We start from the raw sequence: 19,562 nt of genomic DNA, 5'->3' as shown, positions 1-19,562 counted from the left end.
CCATCAAAATCTAGGTTAAAGGAAGGAGGTTATAACGCTTGATAAGATGATGGGACGGGCAGAGGAGCATGTTGCAAATGGTAGGCAGGTATCGTATTGACTATAGATTTATTTTAAACGTAGCCAAGCCTATAAATTGAGCGCTCAATTCCGTATAATCGTCGCTATCAAAAAACCATTCGTATCATAACTCCTATTCTGTATCTGCTAAGGAACAACAATGTCTATCAAATCTGACCGCTGGATTCGTAAAATGGCTCAAGAACACGGCATGATTGAGCCGTTTGAAGCCGGTCAAGTACGTTTTAACGATGCCGGTGAGCGTTTGGTCAGTTATGGTACTTCAAGCTATGGTTATGATGTACGCTGCGCGCCTGAGTTTAAAGTTTTCACCAATGTGCATTCAGTGATTGTAGATCCAAAAAACTTTGATGAAAAAAGCTTTATTGATGTCATCGGTGACGAGTGTATTATTCCGCCAAACTCTTTTGCATTGGCGCGTACGATGGAATATTTCCGTATTCCACGCGATGTATTGACTATTTGCTTAGGTAAATCAACCTATGCCCGCTGTGGTATCATCGTTAATGTCACGCCACTTGAGCCTGAGTGGGAAGGTCATGTTACTTTAGAGTTCAGTAACACCACCAATTTGCCTGCACGTATCTATGCTGGCGAAGGGGTTGCGCAAATGCTGTTTTTCCAAAGCGATGCTGATGACGTCTGTGAGACCAGTTACAAAGACCGCGGTGGTAAATACCAAGGTCAGCGCGGTGTGACTTTGCCAAGAACTTAATGGTTGTTTTAAGCATTCGGTTTATTTAGAAGAGTAATAAAAAAGCCAGTCATACTTTATATGACTGGCTTATTTTTGTGTCCGATTTGATTATTTTAAGACTTTTAAGCCAGCTTTATTGTCACGTTTGGGCTTAGGCGCGGCAACGTTCGTTTTAGAGCTGCTACTTGCAACGGCATCTTCTTCAGGCACATAGTCATCATATTCATTGGGATCAAAAAACATCCCTTGAGAGTTCTCTTTTGCGTAGATACCTAGCACTGCCGTGAGCGGTACCCAAATCTCTTGTGATACACCGCCAAAGCGCGCACTAAAATGAATATAGTCATTTTCCATACTCATATTACCAGTGGCGCGGCTGGCAATATTGAGCACAATGCGACCATCTTGCACATGCTCGGTTGGAATCTGCACGTTATCAGCAGTCGCATCGACCATCAGATACGGCGTAAGCGCATTGTCCTCTATCCATTGGTAAAGGGCGCGCACCATATAAGGACGAGTTGGGGTTATGGATGTGGTTTCGCTCATCTTTTGGTTTCCTATCATAAAGGTATTAGGTAATGGTCAATAAGATATTTGCCACACATTTTTATTGGTTTGCAATTTTTATTGATTAGGGCGTGTCCTCATTTTGAAAATGGTGATAAAAATGAGATAAATTGCAGCCAAATAAGGAAAATAGCGCAGGTAATATCAGGATATTGACCAGCTATTTGACGCAGTTTGGCAAGATTTAGCCATTTTTAGCCCATTTAATCGCTTTCGTTCAGATTGAGGACACGCCCTAATATAGTCTGTTCTAAATAAAAGAAATACAATATTATAACGCGTTACTGGTATTAATTTTTCTTGCTTGCTGTGCCTACGCAGACAGAGGCTGCGAACAAGGAACGCCAGCATTGCTGTATTCTTTTAAAAGTGGATCAGCTATAGCAAAAAAGTCATTTTTTAGTAGCGTCTATTTTAGGGCAGTCATCACGCTTTGTCTAATTAGCTCACACTTTTTTTAAAGCTTTGACGTTCAAATATGCGCGTTTGATAATCAAATAGGGGACGACTGATAGCGCGAGGCAGCTCAATGCCCATTTCTTCTAATCGCCATAATAAAGGCGCTAGCAGCACATCACACCAACCAAACTCATCTGCCATAAAGTAAGACTTATGAGCAAATAATGGTGATATAGTGATGAGCGAATCGCTAAGTTGCTTTTTAGCCATAGCCGCTTGGGCTTTATTAAAACTATCGGGATGCATCAGCAATCGCTTACCGAGTGCTAGCCAATCGCGCTGAATACGCCATGCTAACTGACGAAATTGTGCCCGCTCTTGTGGCGTATCAGGCAGGAGCTTATGGGCATGATAACGCTCTTCTAAATACTCAAAGATAACGTTGATCTCATAAAGCGCAATTTCACGCTGCTGCAGGACAGGCAAAGTATGATAAGGGTTTAGCTCTGTTAAATCTTCAGGACGCTCAGAATGCAAACGTGATAAATAATAAGCGAGCTTCTTTTCTTCAAGCAATAGGCGTACCACATGACTGTCGTAGCTGTCATCAGCGTATAAAATTAGCTGACTACTTGGAATGTCATTCGCATCAATCATGAAAGCCTAATGTTAATAGTAAAGCCTGCCATCGTAAACAAACTTGCTGTATTTATCAAGGTAACATAAGTAAACATTGCCCCTGAGCTTATCTTTAGCGACCAATTTATGAATCCTTAAACCAATAAAAAAGCACTACCGAAGTAATGCTTTTTTTATACCAATATCTTGCTTAATTGCTCGATTCTCAATGTCGCTTATTTGACATCTTTCCAAAATTCTTTATTGAGCAAGTAAACGGGAATCAATAAGACAAGTAAGAATAAAATCACAAAGAAACCAATGACTTTACGGTCATGGCGAACAGGTTCTGCCATCCATGCCATGAAGTTAACCAAGTCACCGACTTCAGATTCAAACTCTTCCTGACTCAGCTCTTCTTGCATATTATGCAAGACGTGCGGCATAGCAGCGTTTGCAAGCACTAAGTTGTTAGCGCCCCAAGGACGACTTGGATCTTCGTAAAAAGACAAGAGGTAAGTGTAAACCCAGTCATCGCCACGCAGTCTGGTTTCAAGCGACAAGTCTGGCGGCGCGGCACCAAACCATGATGCTTGTACTTCAGGGTCAATCTCAGCATTGATATGGTCACCGATTTGATCGGTGGTCACCATCAGATATTTTTCGACCAGCTCAGGTGGTATCTCTAGATCTTTAGCAATGCGCGAATGACGAACGTACTTTGCTGAGTGACACCCAGCACAGTAGTTCATAAACGTCTTGGCACCATTTTGTAGTGAGCCTTTATTGGTAAAATCAATAGGCGCTGTGCTACAAGCTAAGTGTTCTTCAACACCATCAGCATTGGTAAACGTACCGCAGCCACTACCTGCTGCTAGAGCGCTACCAGCAGTCAAAGTTAATGCCGCGCCTAAGCCTAAACCTGCTAAGGATTTAATTAGCGTGCTCATTAGTGACCTCCGGTAACGCGTTCTGGTGGCTGTTTACACTTCTCAATAGAGGTATAAATTGGCATCAGTAAGAAAAACAAGAAATATAAGACAGTGAATATACGGGCCATAAGCGTTGCTGTTGGTGTGGTTGGCGTCGCACCTAAATAACCTAACACTAAGAAACTAATGGCAAACACGGTTAAAGCAATTTTAGATAAAATGCCTTTATAACGTATCGAGCGTACAGGCGATCTATCAAGCCAAGGTATTAAAAATAATACGGCAATCGCAGCGCCCATCGCAATAACCCCACCAAGCTTATCAGGAACCGCACGTAAGATGGCATAGAAAGGCGTGTAGTACCATACCGGTGCAATATGCGCTGGTGTTTTTAGTGAGTTCGCAGTCTCAAAGTTTGGTGGCTCAAGGAAGAAGCCGCCGCCTTCTGGGAAGAAGAATACCACTGCAAAGAACAAGATAAAGAAGACAACGATACCAACCATATCATGTACGGTATAGTACGGATGGAATTCGATACCATCTAATGGTACGCCGTTTTTATCTTTTAGCTTCTTAATGTCAATACCATCAGGGTTGTTTGAACCCACATGATGCAGTGCCACTAAATGCATAAAGACTAAGCCGACGAGCACTAATGGAATAGCAACCACATGTAGAGCAAAGAAGCGATTTAAGGTGATACCTGAAATAATGTAATCACCACGAACCCATTCAGCAAGACCGTCACCAATAACTGGTAGAGCTGCAGGTAGATTTAGAATAACCTGAGCACCCCAAAATGACATATTGCCCCAAGGAAGTAGGTAACCGAAGAAACCTTCTGCCATCAATGCCAAGTAAATACCCATGCCGATAAGCCAAATCAGCTCACGCGGTTTTTGGTATGAACCATATAGCAAGGCGCGGAACATATGCAGATATACCACTACGAAGAACGCTGACGCGCCAGTCGAATGCATATAACGGATGAGCCAACCGCCTTTGACATCACGCATGATATACTCAACAGACGCAAATGCCCCTTCGGCACTTGGGTTATACATCATCGTAAGCCAAATACCAGTGACTAACTGATTGACCAGCACGACCATTGATAACACGCCAAAGAAGTACCAAAAGTTAAAGTTCTTTGGTGCATAGTACTTTGACATATGATATTCATAGGTTTCGGTCGCAGGAAAGCGCGCGTCTACCCAATGCATTAACTTTTTACCCATGCTCATATTAAGCCTCCCCAATCGTCAAGATGGTACCATCCATGCTGTACTCTGGGATAGGTAAGTTAAGCGGTGCAGGTACGCCACTATAAACACGACCCGCTAAATCGTATTTAGAGCCATGACAAGGGCAGAAAAATCCACCGTACCAGTCATTGCCACCGAGGTCGGCTGCACCAACATCAGGACGGTAATTTGGCGCACAGCCTAAATGTGTACATACGCCTTCTACCACCAATACGGAGGGCTCCAAAGAGCGCGTAGGATTGGCACAGTATTCAGGCTGAACAGACTCGCTAGAATCAGGGTCAACCAGCAATGGCTTAACATCCTCTAATTTGTCTAGCATATCTTCAGTACGTTTAACCACATAAATGGGTTTGCCACGATATTTGACAACGATCATTTGTCCTGCTTCGATAGAACCAATATCTTGCATCACTGCCGCACCAGCAGCTTCGGCTTTAGCACTTGGGGTCCAAGAGCGGACAAAAGGTGTTGCCACAGCAGCTACCCCAGCTGCACCAATTACGGCAGTCGAGGCAATAAGAACTCTACGGCGTTGTACGTTAACGCCTTCGGCATGGCTCATTAATACTTCCTCCAGGTGAATGAAATGGGATTATCCCACACTGGGTTTGTGACTTAGAAAATTACAATTATCAAGCCACGTTAGCTGTGCCTAATTTTGCTAATTGTTGCTATTCTAAGCTATTTTGGTCATAAAATAAATTATTGTGTTAAAAATAAAGCAACCTCCATAGGGCACACTTCAGCGTTAAACAAGGCGATCAAGACATAACATCTTGATTATCAATGTTTAACACCTGCTTTATATCAACAAATATGTTATGAATAATGACCTTATAAATGATAAGGATATTCGGCAATAGGGAATGATACTTGAAATTAAGACAATGTTCACTAACTTTCAGCACATCACTACTCTGTAAGTCGCTGTGAGGCAATTATCACCACTTTATATTATAAAATGGGGATAATTGCATGCATAAAGATCTAGATTAGCTCTCGAGCGTATTCCAGCGTTCAAGCTTAGTCATCATCTCATCTTCAATAGCAAGCAGTCGCTCACTAGCAGCCGTTGCCGCATCAAAGTCTTGATTAAACCAAGTGCCGTCGGCTAGCTTATCTTCTAGTTGAGTTTGTTCCACCTCTAAAGCCGCAATCTCTTTTGGCAACGCATCAAGCTCACGTTGGTCATTGAAATTAAGCTTTTTAGCCGCATTGTTAGGTTTCGCTACTGCCGCTGATTTAGTAGCAGATTTACTGTTGGCGGTATTATTACTAGAAGATTTGGCTGCCTTAGAAGCTTCTTCGCGATTCTTTTGTACCAAATATTCTTGATAGCCACCGACATACTCGCTGACTGTGCCTTTGCCATCTTCATCCGTATCAAATACCCAAGTAGAGGTGACGACATTGTCCATAAAGGAGCGATCATGGCTAATGAGCAAAATCGTACCGCCAAAGCTTGCGACTGATTCTTCTAGTAGCTCAAGGGTCGCCATGTCCAAGTCGTTGGTTGGCTCATCGAGTACGAGAATGTTGGCAGGTTTTAAGAGTTGCTTGGCAAGTAGCACACGGTTACGCTCACCACCTGATAATGCTTTTACAGGCGTACGTGCACGCTCTGGGGCAAATAGGAAGTCTTGTAGATAGCTCATAATATGCGTCTTACGACCACCCACTTCGACGAAGTCAGAGCCTTCTGAGACGTTTTGCGCCACACTGGCTTCCAAATCTAATTGATCACGCAACTGATCAAAGAAGGCGATTTTTAGGTTGGTACCCAATTCAACACTGCCAGTTTTGATCACATCATCGTCTGACATATCGAGTAGGGCTTTAATAAGCGTGGTTTTACCCGCGCCATTAGGACCGACGATACCGATTTTGTCACCGCGCATGATAGTGGTGCTAAAGTTATCGACCAATACATGGTCATCATATTGTAGATGTAGATTTTTAACTTTGCAGACCAGCTTGCCGCTTTTCTCGCCTTGACCCATGGTAATATTGACATTACCGACTTGCTCACGGCGGTCACTACGCTCTTCACGCAACGCTTTTAGCTCACGGACACGACCTTCATTACGGGTACGGCGCGCTTTGATACCTTGGCGAATCCATACTTCTTCTTGTGCCAATTTCTTATCAAAGTTGGCATTGTTCTTTTCTTCAGCTAATAACTGTAGCTCTTTTAGCTCTTGATAGCGTGCATAGCCGCCTTCGCCTTGAGTGACGTCATAGCTGGTCAATTGACCACGGTCAAGCTCAATGATACGAGTGGATAATTTATTAACGAACGCTCTATCATGGGTGACAAACAACAAAGTCAGACCTTGCCAATCTAATAAAAAGCGCTCAAGCCACTCAATACTATCAACGTCTAAATGGTTGGTCGGTTCATCAAGGAGTAGCACATCAGGCTTAGTCACCAAAGAGCGCGCTAATAAAACACGGCGCTTACGACCACCTGATAAAGACGATAAATCATCTTCTGGATCGAGACCCATCGTCGTGATAAGGCGGGTAGCTTCACGCTCTAAATCCCAGCCATGTACCGCATCGATATCATGCTGCAAGTCTGCCATACGCTCGCAGGCATCCATGTCACCATTGGCGCATAAATCAGTTTGCGCATTATAGTTAATCAGTAGCTCGGCAGTGCGGCGGCTACCACCCATAACGATATCTAAAATTCTACCGCTGGTCTCAGGTACATCCTGCTCGAGCATAGCGACGCGCACGCTATTATTAATAATTACTTCGCCGCTATCAGGCAACAAGGTGCCATTAATCAGCTTAAATAAGGTAGATTTGCCTTCGCCATTACGACCAATTAAACACACGCGCTCGCCTGCATCGATAGCAAAGTCAATGCCATCAAGGACAGGAGCGACGCCAAAGGCAAGGTGAATATCTTTTAAATGTATCAGTGCCATAGAGTATCTTAAGCTTATATAATAGTGAGGTAGGGGTTGTTGCAAAATTTGCAGCAGTATAACATGCTGCCACGTAACTGTAGCGTGCGTAAATAGATTTATCAGCACGATTTTATGACGATTAATTTATCAAGTAATGTAGAACATCTTATCAAGGCGTTAGCCCTCGTTAGCCATAGTATCTAGTATTGAGAAAAATATGAATGAAGCAAATCCAAAAAACAACAGTGTATCCAATCCTCAAATCGACAGCTTAACCACACAAGCTGATTTACAATTGCAATTGGTTGAACTGCAGATGAATATGTCTCATCTTGAGCTCACGGTAGAACGCCTTGACGACGTCATTACTCGGCAAGACAAACATATCCAAACGCTACAACGACAATTACAATTTATTTATAAACAAGTTGAAAGCCAAGATGAAGAAGGAGGCGTAGCACCATTTGACGTCATGGCAGATAGACCCCCTCATTACTAATCGCTGTTCATGAACAGCAAATAAGCTGAATCATTTGTAATGAATTTATATGTGTATTTTCGGATAAAACTACCTTGCAGTGACTATCCAGTCATATTAGAGAAATAATGTTGTTTTAGTGTATTAAAAACATTAGTATCCTTCACCTTAAGTACCGTCTACCTGACAAAGTTCGGTATAACGGTAAACAACGTGAATGTTTGGAGATACACAATGGGCGCAAACTTTAATCTTAAAACCCTCACGGTAGCTGTCGCTGCTCTTTCTATCGCTAGCGTCGCAAGTGCGGCGGGTCTCGATCGTTCAGGACAAGATATAACGGCATTTTTACAAGATGGTTTATACGCTGAAGCCGTCTATACTTATATCGATGCCGATGTGACTGGTTATGACAGTGCTAACTCTTTACCAAATGATAATAGCTATCAGCAAGGTAAAAAGATTGATGATATTGCTGAGTCTTACGACTTCTTTCGTTATGGTGTAAAAGCTGATATCAACGATACTTTTAGTGTTGGTGTTTTATATGATGAGCCTTTTGGTGCAGCGGCTGATTATAGAGGCGACAATAATTTTGTGGCGCAAAGCGATATTAATGCTTCAACAGTGGCCCTAACTGGTGGCGCGGCTAGTGATTTTAACGATGCTAGACTACAAGCAGGTACTTTAGGAGCCCAAGCAAGAGCGGCGGGTGCAGCAGCACAAGGCTTTGCACAACAAGCAGCGACAGCGACAACGCCACAAGCAGCGGCAGCTTTTGGCGCTCAAGCCGCCGCATCAGCCGCAGAAGCACGGAGTCTTGGTGAACAAGCTACTTTTTTTGGTACGGCAGCAGCAATAGCAGGCGCTGAAGCAAGTACTGCAGGGGAAGAAACCAACGTCGAAGTACGTAGTGAAAGCATCACCGCTATCCTAGGTATGAAATTCGGTGAAAACAAAAACTTCCAAATATACGGTGGCCCAGTCGCTCAGCGCATCGAAGCTGATGTGGAACTGCGCGGTACCGCTTATGGTCCTGCTACTGGCTATACGACACATATCAGCCCTGAACAAGACTATGGTTATCTGGCAGGTATATCTTATAGTAAGCCTGAAATTGCCTTAAAAGCGGCTTTGACTTATCGTTCTGAGATTGATCACAGCGCCCAGTTATCTGAGACTTATCCTATAGTAGGTATCTTAGAGAATAATCCAGCTGCTGCAAATCAGAATGGTACTATCGATATTACCACGCCTAAATCAGTCAACTTCGACTTCCAAACGGGTATCAACCCAACAACACTAGCAACTTTAAGAATGCGTTATGTGCCATGGAGCGACTTTGAAATTACGCCACCATTATATAATGAATTTAGCAAACGTAGGACTATGGATGATAAAGGTCTAGCACTAGTCAGCTACGATGATGATCAATATTTGGTAGAGCTGGGTCTTGCCAAACGTTTGTCTCCAGCACTTGCGATTAGTGGTAATATCGGTTGGGATAGCGGTGCAGGTGACCCTACAACTTCTCTAGGCCCTATCGATGGCTATTATAGTGTAGGTCTAGGCGCTAAATACAACGTTACCCCTGAATGGGCGGTATCAGCAGGTGGTAAATACTTATGGTTTGGTGATGCCGAAGGTCAGATACCAACCAAAAAGATCGTTAGTAACTTTGAAGACAATGATGGTTACATCGTTGGTGTAAAACTGTCTTACCAGGCCAAACAAAATTTTAACTAGAGGATTATGGGGTTAACTTATCATAAGGTTGATGCCATTATCTGCAAAAAAAGCGACCCTTAAGGGGTCGCTTTTTTATATGTTAAGCAAAATAAACGCTATGTAATATGTTCGTTAAATGTTTTTATTAACTATCTAAAATCAGAAAATATCGGACTTAAATATTGTTAATAGTAAGTATGTACGGCATAGATATTATTATGAATAAACTATAATCGGTTGTGAAAGTTGTACTGGACAGTCATTAGCAAGAAATAAAGTGTTTTAACTGTTGTTTTAGTGTCAAAAATTCATTACTATTCATTTCAGGACGTCGTTTACATAATATTATATTTCAAGTAACAATACTGAATATTAACTATGCAAGCGGTTAAACAACTAGGATGTTTGGAGATACCCAATGCGCGCTACTTTTCATTTAAAAACTCTAGCTGTAGCGATAGCTACTCTTTCTATAGCCAGTATGTCTAATGCTGCAGGCCTTGATCGCTCAGGTCAAGATGTCACAGCATTCTTACAAGATGGCACCTATGCTGAAGCTGTTTATACTTATATTGATGCTGATGTGAGTGGTAATGATAATGCTCTCGTCGGCTCAACTTCAGAGCAATACCAAAAAGGTAGAGACACTGGCGACATCGCTGAAGCCTATGACTTCTTTCGTTATGGTGTAAAAACGGACATCAACGATACTTTTAGTGTTGGTGTTTTATACGATGAACCTTTTGGTGCATCTGCTGAATACACTGGCGATAATAATTTTACTGGTGCTCCAACTGCAGCCATTGATGATCTAATTGCAACAAGAGTAGGTCCATTAGTGCCAGGAGTTACTAATGCTCAACAATTAAGTAACTTTGTTGACCAGTCTCAACAAGGTCTAGCTGCTGCTAGAGCTGGAGTTGTACAATTACAAGCAGCTCTTCAAAATACTACAATTCCAGCAGTTCAAGCAGCTTTACAACAACGTATTAGTGGCGCTCAAGCACAAATTGCAGCTGGCGAAGCAAAATTAGCTCCATTAGTAGGTTTTGATAATTATGCCAATGCTCAGCTTTCTAATACCGAAAATACTAAGGTTGAAGTGCGCAGCGAAAACTTAACAGCTATTCTTGGCGCAAAGTTCGGTGCTAAGAAAGAGTTCCAAGTTTATGGTGGCCCCGTTGCACAGCGTATTCGAGCAAGTACAAAACTACGTGGTAGTGCTTATAGTCTTGCTACTGGCTATACCTCAAACAGTAATCCTGATATGGATTATGGTTACATAGCAGGCTTCTCTTATAGCAAACCTGAGATTGCATTAAAAGCAGCTTTAACGTATCGCTCTGAGATTGACCATGATGTAACGATATCTGAAACTTATCCTTTAGCTGGACTTTTAGCAGGTAATCCTGCTGCAGCTACTCAGGTTAGCAATTACGAGCTTACTACCCCTAAATCAGTCAACTTCGATTTTCAAACTGGTCTTAATAAAACGACATTAGCGACGGCCAAAGTACGTTGGGTACCGTGGAGTGATTTCGTCATTACGCCACCATTATATAATGCAGTTAGTAAGAATAATCCATTATACGCTGACAAGGGCCTAAACATTGTTGAGTATGAAGACGACCAGTACCAAGTAGAAGTCGGTATCGCTAAACGTTTAGCACCAGCCTTAGCCGTTAGTGGTACCGTTGGTTGGGATAGTGGTGCTGGCGATCCTACAACGTCACTAGGACCTATCGATGGTTACTACAGTGTTGGTCTAGGCGCTAAATACAACGTTACCCCAGAATGGGCGGTATCAGCTGGTGGCAAATACTTATGGTTCGGTGATGCTCAAGGTAAGCTACCAACACAACAAATCGTTGGTGATTTCCAAGATAATGACGGCTATATCCTAGGTATGAAGCTTTCTTATCAAGGAAAGTAAAACCTTATTATAAATAACTAAAGTATAAATAAAAAAGCGATCCATTATGTTATGGGTCGCTTTTTCTTGTCTGAATTAAGATAAATCTCATTTGTATAGTCAAAGTACCCTAAAAACGCTACGGTACTGCTGGTATAAATTTTTTGCAGCCCCTGTCTGCGTAAGCGCAGCAACCAAGAGAAATTAACCCCAGTAGTTCTGTGCCCTTTTAAAAGTGGATTAACTATACAAGGTTAGTTAGTATTTAAATAATCCAGTGATCTTTAATCAGACAATAAAAAAACCTCGCCATGATAGCAAGGTTTTCTAATTTAACAACAGCAGTTGAAAGTGCTTACTTATCTAAGTTCATTTCCATCTCTTTAAATTTCGCTTTAATTGAATCCTTTGGACCACCCGTCATAATACTGACCGCAAAGATTGCGATAGTACTTAATATAAAGCCCGGGACAATCGCATATAACCAACTATTGAGTGCCATGCCATTCACCTGGAAAGGACCATAGATCCATAAGATGACCGTTAATGCGCCAACGACCATGCCAGCAGCAGCACCGTTACGGTTCATACCGCGCCATGTCAAACTAAATATGACTAGTGGTCCAAACGCAGCACCGAATCCAGCCCAAGCATTAGAGACCAAGCTTAACACAGAGCTTTCTGGATCAGAGGCTAATAAGATGGATACAACAGCAACTAATATAACAGAGATACGACCTACCAGTACTTGACGAGCTTCTGGCGCATCTCTATCCAAAAATAATTTGTAGACGTCTTTGGTTAATGAGCTTGATACGACCAAGAGCTGTGATGAGATAGTACTCATGATCGCTGCTAAAATAGCGGCTAATAAGAAACCTGAAACCAGTGGTGTGAATAAAAACTGTGTAAATACTAAGAAGATAGTTTCAGGATCCTCTAAGGTCATTGCGGTTTTTTGTACATAAGCACGACCAGCAAAACCAGTCATCAATGCACCAATTAAACTAACAATCATCCAACTCATACCAATGTTACGTGCCGTTGGGATATCTTTAACAGAACGTATTGCCATGAAACGTACAATAATATGCGGCTGACCAAAATAGCCTAAACCCCATGCTAGTAAGGAGATAATACCCATGATTGTCATACCACTGGTAATATTAAGCAGATTTGGATCAATGTTTCGAACTGCTTCAGTGGTTGCTGATATACCACCAAGATCAGTAAAGGCAACGATAGGAACGATCACCATCGCAAATAGCATGATTATGCCTTGCACAAAGTCAGTCATTGAGACCGCTAAGAAACCACCGAATAGGGTATAAGCGACGACCACACCAGCAGTGACCCACAAACCAGTGCTATAAGGAAGGTTGAGCGAGCTTTCAAACAACTTACCACCACCAACTAAGCTGGCTGCGGTATAAACCGTAAAGAATAAGATAATAACGACTGCTGAGAACACCCGAAGCATATGTGATTTGTCTTCAAAGCGGTTAGCAAAGTAATCAGGTAGTGTGATTGCGTTGTCTGCAATCTCAGTATAAACCCGCAAACGCGGTGCGACGATAATATAGTTTAAGAAGGCGCCCATGGTCAAACCGAGCGCAATCCATATGCTCACGACTCCATCGGCATACATATAACCCGGCAAGCCAAGTAATAACCAGCCGGACATATCTGATGCACCAGCGGATAGAGCCGTTACCGCAGGACCGAGACTACGACCGCCAAGCATATAGCCTTCAGTGTCATTGGCTTGCTTAAAATAAGCGTAAATGCCAATCCCAATCATTACCAAGAAATAGGCGCCAAGTGATATCAGTACGCCACTAGAAACTCCGTTCATATAAATTGTCCTTAACCAACGTTGTTGGCTGTCATTATTTTTAATGAGAAAAATTAAGTATTACAAGACGATGTTTAGAAACAATATCTAAAGACGAAAAAAGCCATTAAGTAGGACATAATGGCTTTGATTCGATATCTTCTGTTAGTTTTATATGATTAATGCTGTTCTAGAACTAATACTTATAAAGCAATAATTAAAAGGCTACTGCAAATATACTTGCTAGTTTGCAATTTTAACTGCTCCCATCTGCTCATCACTTATAGATATTAGTCGCTTATATAACCAATCATTTAAGACCATCAAACCTATTGTTTACTATCATATATTACTAGAACTGTTCAATATATGACTATCAGTGTTTTTTAGGTAAAATTATGTTATAAAAAACGTCAGGCGTATTATAACGTATGAGAGTCACAAATGCGAATGAGGCAATTTTCTAAGTAGCTAGGCTCTGTTAAATAGCCTTTAATATCGATTATCAAGCTTTTAGCTTGTATCTAATTACTCGATCGGAGCAAGTAAGTCTAATAAAGCAGTAACGTTGTTAGATTGTGTTAGTTTTGGATTGATGACCACGCCTAAATAACGCTGCAATTCGATATTGTCGGCCATGTCAATACGTTCTAAATCTTGACTAAGCATCGTTTGTGGCAATACTGACCAGCCGAGTCCAACAGAAACCAACATACGAATAGATTCAAGCGGATTGGTGCTCATGGTGGCATAAGGTTTTAGATTGTGCTTCGCAAATTCGGCCAAAGTAATCTGACTGGTAAAGGTATTGGCAGAGGGCAAAATAGCAGGATAGCGTGCCAATTGCTCTAGTGTCACATTAGACTTTGTGGCTAAAGGCGATAATGTACCGGTCATAAAGTATAGGGGATCTGACCATAGGGTATGATAGCTCAAGCGCTTATCGTATACTGGGGGCAATGTTAAAAAGGCCAGTGACAAGTCGCCATCTAACACCGCTTTATGAGCGGTTTCTGAATCTACAAAATGTACTTCTAGCTGCACGGCAGGATAGGCCTGAATAAAGTGCTTGAGTACAGGTGCTAGATGATGTAAGCCTATGTGATGGCTGGTGCCGATGACGAGCTTGCCGGATACAATATGTTTAGAATGTTGCAAGTTGATTTTGAAGTTTTCATAATCTTCAAGCCAGCGTTTGGCGTGAGGTAACATCTCACTAGCCGCTTGGGTGGGTACAATACCGCGGCCTACCGTATCGAATAAAGTGATATTGAATTCATCTTCTAAGTTTTTGATGCGTTTACTGACTGCAGGCTGAGTAATAAACAGTTTTTCTGCTGCACCTGAAATGCTGCTTGTTTGCATAACAGTAACGAATGTCGTTAAATTTGTGGTATTCACACCGATGTCCTTAGCTACGTAGCAAGCTATAAATAAAAGTTGGCTGACCTAGTCATAATGTATTAGAAATAAAAGTTTGCAACTATGAAAAAATCATCAATTATTATTATAGGATTAGCCTGCTATAATCACAAGACATCAAGACGTATTGTGACATATTTATTGTAGTTACTTGATAATCTGCGCCATAAATCTTATTTTATACATCGATTATTGCGATTACGATTAAATAATAGATAAAACCTCTAGCACATTATCGATTTGATAAACGAAAAATAAAGTCATTAGCCACTAAAAAGGATAGCAACATGGCCGGTCAAACGTTATATGACAAACTTTGGAATGCTCACGAAGTCACCAAGCGTGATGATGGTTCGAGCCTAATTTATATCGACCGCCATTTGCTACACGAAGTGACAAGCCCGCAAGCATTTGAAGGATTACAGCTGGCGAATAGAGCGCCGTGGCGTCTATCTGCTAATATCGCCAGCCCTGATCACAATGTACCTACAGTCACCAAAGAGCGCTCAGAAGGTGTGGCAGGTATTAAGGATAAAGTCTCACGCTTACAAGTACTGACGTTAGATGAAAACTGCAGCAAGTTTGATATTGCTGAATTTACCATTAATGATGCCCGTCAAGGTATCTTACATGTCGTCGGTCCTGAGCAAGGCTTGGTATTGCCTGGCATGACGGTCGTTTGTGGTGATTCACACACGGCGACACATGGCGCACTTGGCTGCTTGGCGCATGGCATTGGCACCTCTGAGGTTGAGCACGTATTGGCAACTCAGTGCTTGATTCAAAAGAAATCAAAAAATATGCAAATCCGCGTCACCGGTAAACTTGGCGCTGGCGTAACCTCAAAAGATGTGGTGCTTGCCATTATTGCAAAAATCGGCACCGCTGGCGGGACAGGACATGCCATTGAATTTGCTGGTCAAGTATTCGAAGACATGACGATGGAAGGGCGCATGACCGTCTGTAATATGGCAATTGAAGCAGGCGCGCGCGTGGGCATGGTTGCAGTCGATGATACAACTATCGATTACGTTAAAGGTCGTCCTTATGCACCAACTGCTGACCAATGGCAGCAAGCAGAAACTTACTGGCGTACTTTTTATTCAGATGATGATGCCGTATTTGATAGCGTGATTGAAATTGATGGCAGTCAAATTGCGCCGCAAGTGTCATGGGGAACCTCGCCTGAGATGGTAGTCGATATCACCCAGTCGGTGCCAACGCCTGATCAAGCTATTGACGCCGCACAAGAAGAAGGTTGGTTGCGCGCTTATACCTATATGGGCTTGCAAGCGGGTCAAAAAATCACCGATATCCAGCTCGACCGTATATTTATTGGTTCTTGTACGAATTCACGTATTGAAGATTTGCGTGATGCAGCAGCCGTCATTAAAGGTCGTAAAGTGGCTGATACTATTAAAGAAGCCATCGTCGTTGCGGGCTCTGGGCAAGTGAAATTACAAGCAGAAGCAGAAGGCTTGGATACTTTATTTACTGATGCTGGGTTTGAATGGCGTGAGCCGGGTTGTTCAATGTGTTTGGCGATGAATGCCGATAAGCTTGAGCCGCAAGAGCATTGCGCCTCGACATCCAATCGCAACTTTGAAGGTCGTCAAGGTAATGGGGGTCGTACGCATTTGGTGAGTCCGGCGATGGCAGCGGCAGCAGCATTGGCGGGTCATTTTGTGGATGTGCGGACGTTTTAATCGTCACGCTTTATTCAACAATAAGAACAACTTTGATAGGAAATACTATGCAAGCTTATAACACCCAAACGGGTATCGTTTGCCCACTTGATCGCGCAAACGTCGATACCGACCAGATTATTGCAAAACAGTTTTTAAAGTCTATTAAACGTACTGGCTTTGGCGTCAATTTATTTGATGATTGGCGTTATCTCGATGAAGGGTATCCGGGACAAGACAATAGCACCCGTATTATTAATCCTGACTTTATTCTAAATCAGCCACGTTATCAAGGCGCAACTATCTTGCTGGCGCGTCGTAACTTTGGTTGTGGCTCTAGCCGTGAACATGCACCTTGGGCGTTGTCTGAATATGGCTTTCGTACCGTTATTGCGCCAAGCTTTGCCGATATCTTTTATAACAACTGTTTTAAAAATGGCATGCTACCGATTGTATTAAATGAAGAAATCGTTGATACATTAATGAAAGCCACGTTTGCTAACGAAGGCTACGAGCTGACTGCAGATCTTGAAAGACAGGTAGTCATTACGCCAACGGGTGAAGAGTATGCGTTTGAAGTAGACGAATTTCGCAAACATTGCTTGTTAAATGGTCTTGATGATATCGGACTGACTTTACAGCAGAGCGACGCTATTAAGAACTACGAGCAAAAAATGATGCAAAAAACGCCTTGGATATTCAATGAAGTCAGAGCATAGTCTTTCATCGTAAAATAATATAGCCAATCGTAAACGATCAACAACAAAATATGAATTGCCATAAAAACGAGCTTAGCGCTAATACAGCGTTGAGTTATGGTGATTAAGTGGCTAAAATGAACGATAATCTATTTTTACATTATTATATTTTTATCTGATAAATAGTAGCCATCATTATGAATAAAACATGTTTTGCGGTATGGACAAGCACGGCTATTGCCGTAACCTTATTGTTATCTGGTTGTCAGGCGTTGACAGGCTATCAACAGATAGATAAAGCAGAAAGCGCAAAGGTATGGACGGGTACTATCAAGCCTATCGCTGACGAAGTAAATATTGCCTGTGTCGGCACCTACCACTGCGAGATTGTAAAGATAGATCGCACAATGATTATATCGCCTGAAACCCATAGACCTATGAATGCTACTATGCTGGTTGCGATGAATGATGCGCGCGAAAACAATAAAACTCGCACGGGCACTAAGCATTCTCAAGCCGCTGTGACGATGGATATGACGCCGCTTATTCATAATAATGCCATTAAAATTGTGCCATTATCAGCGTCTGCTATGCCAAATCTTATTAACTATTATGCTCGGGTCAAACCTGCTAAACGTGAAGTACACGTTAATTTTTATCCAGAAAACAATCTGGGCTACGTTGAGCGTTTTGCCATGATTCATGACTTTGCTAGCCCCGGTACCTATCAGCTACGTGCTTATCAAAAAAAGTCTGGCCAAAGCTCCGGTAGCTTGTTAGATTCAGCATCACCAGAGCCTTTGTGTGTTGAGCTTTATCAAGGCAATACCGTGCAGCGCCGCTTCTGCAAGCAGATTGGCACTGAGCATCAAGGAGAATTTGTAGAAACTGGTAGTGTTAAGGCGGCATCAGTGCCATCAAAGGTAAAGGTAAAAGCCAAAGTATAATCATTAAAAGCCTGTCTTTAATGAGCTGATAACTAAAGCAGACATAAAATAAATAACAGAAACTTACTTAACCTCAAGGACCAGTATGGCAACGATTTTAACATTAGCGGGCGATGGTATCGGCCCTGAAATCATGACCCAAGCCATTGATGTGCTGAACGCTGTCAATGATAAGTTTGCGTTAGGTTTGACCCTTGAGTCTGGATTGATCGGCGGTGTGGCAGTTGATGCAACGGGTGAACCTTTGCCAGAAGAGACGCTACAACGTGCACGCGCAGCAGATGCGGTGTTATTGGGTGCAGTTGGTGGTCCTAAGTGGGATGGTATCGAACGTAGTAAACGTCCTGAGCGCGGTCTGCTAAAAATTCGTAGCGAGCTTGGTTTGTTTGCCAATCTGCGTGTGGCAAAGCTGTATCCGCAGCTTGTTAATGCCTCAAGCATTAAACCTGAGATTATCTCAGGTCTAGATTTGCTTATTGTGCGTGAACTGACAGGTGGTATTTATTTTGGTGAGCCGCGCGGTATTCGTACGCTAGAAAATGGTGAGCAGCAAGGCTATAACACCATGGTGTATAGCACCAGCGAAATCAATCGTATCGGCAAAGTTGCTTTTGAGTTAGCGCAAACACGCGCGCAGGCAGCAGGAACCTCTGCCAAAGTCTGCTCTATCGACAAAGCAAATGTATTAGAAGTCACTGAGCTTTGGAAACAGACCATGATTGAGCTACAGCAGGCGCAATATAGCGATGTGGCGTTATCGCATATGTATGCTGACAATGCCTGTATGCAGTTGATTAAAGACCCTAAACAGTTCGATGTTATGGTCACTGGCAATTTATTCGGCGATATCTTATCTGATGAAGCGGCGATGCTGACAGGCTCTATTGGTATGCTACCATCAGCAAGCCTTGATGAAGCGGGCAAAGGCATGTATGAGCCTTGTCATGGTTCAGCGCCTGATATCGCAGGACAAGATATAGCCAATCCACTAGCCACCATTTTATCTGTCGCTATGATGCTACGTTATACCTTTAAACAAGAAGTGGCAGCACAAGCGATTGAGCAAGCGGTCAGTGAGGTGCTTGATGATGGCTTACGCACGGTCGATATCTTGGATCGTAGCGAGACTGGGCTTATACAAGTCGGTTGTCAGCAAATGGGACAAGCCGTATTGGCAAAATTGGTCTAATGAGAATATCTTTAGTATGGACTGACTTTTAAACATGACACTGCATAATCATAAACCCAGGTGTAATGGACAAAATTCATGCTGGTGTAGGCTCTGAAGCTATATACTGTCTATATTTGCAAGGAATCAACGTCATGAATCAAAAAACTGCCCTTTTTGTCGTGACAAACACACCAAGAAGAACGG

16 protein-coding genes are annotated in these 19,562 nt (G+C 42.5%); 8 read left to right on the top strand and 8 right to left on the bottom strand.

Features of this window, described 5'->3' with window-relative positions; genetic code table 11:
- Positions 1–220: 220 nt before the first annotated feature.
- Positions 221–796 carry a dCTP deaminase gene (gene dcd / locus JMW90_RS01225; protein ID WP_020443725.1) on the top strand — a complete coding sequence of 192 codons (576 nt, stop codon included), beginning with the start codon at positions 221–223 and terminating at the stop codon, positions 794–796.
- A gap of 90 nt (positions 797–886) precedes the next feature.
- Here dcd and JMW90_RS01220 read toward each other — a convergent pair whose 3' ends face one another.
- The 6 genes from JMW90_RS01220 to JMW90_RS01195 all read right to left on the bottom strand — a co-directional run bounded on the left by JMW90_RS01220 (position 887) and on the right by JMW90_RS01195 (position 7,501).
- Positions 887–1,327 (bottom strand): ClpXP protease specificity-enhancing factor, encoded by a 441-nt coding sequence (locus JMW90_RS01220; RefSeq protein WP_201531280.1) that lies wholly within the window; start codon positions 1,325–1,327, stop codon positions 887–889.
- 462 nt (positions 1,328–1,789) lie between these two features.
- Entirely contained in the window at positions 1,790–2,404 is a 615-nt protein-coding gene (locus tag JMW90_RS01215) for a glutathione S-transferase N-terminal domain-containing protein (protein WP_201531281.1), read from the bottom strand.
- 197 nt (positions 2,405–2,601) lie between these two features.
- Positions 2,602–3,315, bottom strand: coding sequence for a cytochrome c1 (locus JMW90_RS01210; RefSeq protein ID WP_201561310.1), 714 nt, complete (start codon positions 3,313–3,315; stop codon positions 2,602–2,604).
- A complete protein-coding gene (locus JMW90_RS01205) occupies positions 3,315–4,520 on the bottom strand; it encodes a cytochrome b (RefSeq protein ID WP_201561481.1) in 1,206 nt (401 codons plus the stop codon). Before JMW90_RS01205 ends, JMW90_RS01210 begins: the two co-directional genes overlap by 1 nt.
- Positions 4,521–4,542: 22 nt before the next feature.
- Entirely contained in the window at positions 4,543–5,127 is a 585-nt protein-coding gene (gene petA, locus JMW90_RS01200; RefSeq protein ID WP_201561309.1) for a ubiquinol-cytochrome c reductase iron-sulfur subunit, read from the bottom strand.
- A gap of 430 nt (positions 5,128–5,557) precedes the next feature.
- Entirely contained in the window at positions 5,558–7,501 is a 1,944-nt protein-coding gene (locus JMW90_RS01195; RefSeq protein ID WP_201561308.1) for an ATP-binding cassette domain-containing protein, read from the bottom strand.
- 199 nt (positions 7,502–7,700) lie between these two features.
- Between JMW90_RS01195 and JMW90_RS01190 the strand changes: the two genes are divergently transcribed.
- From JMW90_RS01190 to JMW90_RS01180, 3 genes are all read left to right on the top strand, one after another.
- Positions 7,701–7,982 (top strand): SlyX family protein, encoded by a 282-nt coding sequence (locus JMW90_RS01190; protein WP_201561307.1) that lies wholly within the window; start codon positions 7,701–7,703, stop codon positions 7,980–7,982.
- A 213-nt stretch (positions 7,983–8,195) separates the two neighbouring features.
- Positions 8,196–9,707, top strand: a complete 1,512-nt coding sequence (locus JMW90_RS01185) for an outer membrane protein transport protein (RefSeq protein ID WP_201561306.1) — start codon at positions 8,196–8,198, stop codon at positions 9,705–9,707.
- Positions 9,708–10,107: 400 nt separating this feature from the next.
- Positions 10,108–11,622 carry an outer membrane protein transport protein gene (locus JMW90_RS01180; protein WP_201561305.1) on the top strand — a complete coding sequence of 505 codons (1,515 nt, stop codon included), beginning with the start codon at positions 10,108–10,110 and terminating at the stop codon, positions 11,620–11,622.
- Between the two features lie 334 nt (positions 11,623–11,956).
- On the opposite strand, the gene putP is transcribed toward JMW90_RS01180, so the two are convergent.
- Together putP and JMW90_RS01170 are read right to left on the bottom strand one after the other, a co-directional pair.
- A complete protein-coding gene (putP, locus tag JMW90_RS01175; protein WP_201561304.1) occupies positions 11,957–13,456 on the bottom strand; it encodes a sodium/proline symporter PutP in 1,500 nt (499 codons plus the stop codon).
- A gap of 507 nt (positions 13,457–13,963) precedes the next feature.
- On the bottom strand, positions 13,964–14,836 hold the full coding sequence (locus JMW90_RS01170) for a LysR family transcriptional regulator (RefSeq protein ID WP_201561303.1): 873 nt from the start codon (positions 14,834–14,836) through the stop codon (positions 13,964–13,966).
- 308 nt (positions 14,837–15,144) lie between these two features.
- Here JMW90_RS01170 and leuC point away from each other — a divergent pair, with 308 nt between their 5' ends.
- From leuC to leuB, 4 genes are all read left to right on the top strand, one after another.
- Entirely contained in the window at positions 15,145–16,563 is a 1,419-nt protein-coding gene (gene leuC / locus JMW90_RS01165; protein ID WP_201561302.1) for a 3-isopropylmalate dehydratase large subunit, read from the top strand.
- Between the two features lie 47 nt (positions 16,564–16,610).
- A complete protein-coding gene (leuD, locus tag JMW90_RS01160) occupies positions 16,611–17,261 on the top strand; it encodes a 3-isopropylmalate dehydratase small subunit (protein WP_201561301.1) in 651 nt (216 codons plus the stop codon).
- A 176-nt stretch (positions 17,262–17,437) separates the two neighbouring features.
- Positions 17,438–18,187, top strand: a complete 750-nt coding sequence (locus tag JMW90_RS01155; RefSeq protein WP_201561300.1) for a hypothetical protein — start codon at positions 17,438–17,440, stop codon at positions 18,185–18,187.
- Positions 18,188–18,272: 85 nt separating this feature from the next.
- Entirely contained in the window at positions 18,273–19,376 is a 1,104-nt protein-coding gene (gene leuB, locus JMW90_RS01150; protein WP_201561299.1) for a 3-isopropylmalate dehydrogenase, read from the top strand.
- Positions 19,377–19,562: the final 186 nt, after the last annotated feature.

This window comes from Psychrobacter glacincola (assembly GCF_904846215.1).
Classification (GTDB): domain Bacteria; phylum Pseudomonadota; class Gammaproteobacteria; order Pseudomonadales; family Moraxellaceae; genus Psychrobacter; species Psychrobacter glacincola.
This window is presented reverse-complemented; position numbering and strand designations above follow the sequence as displayed.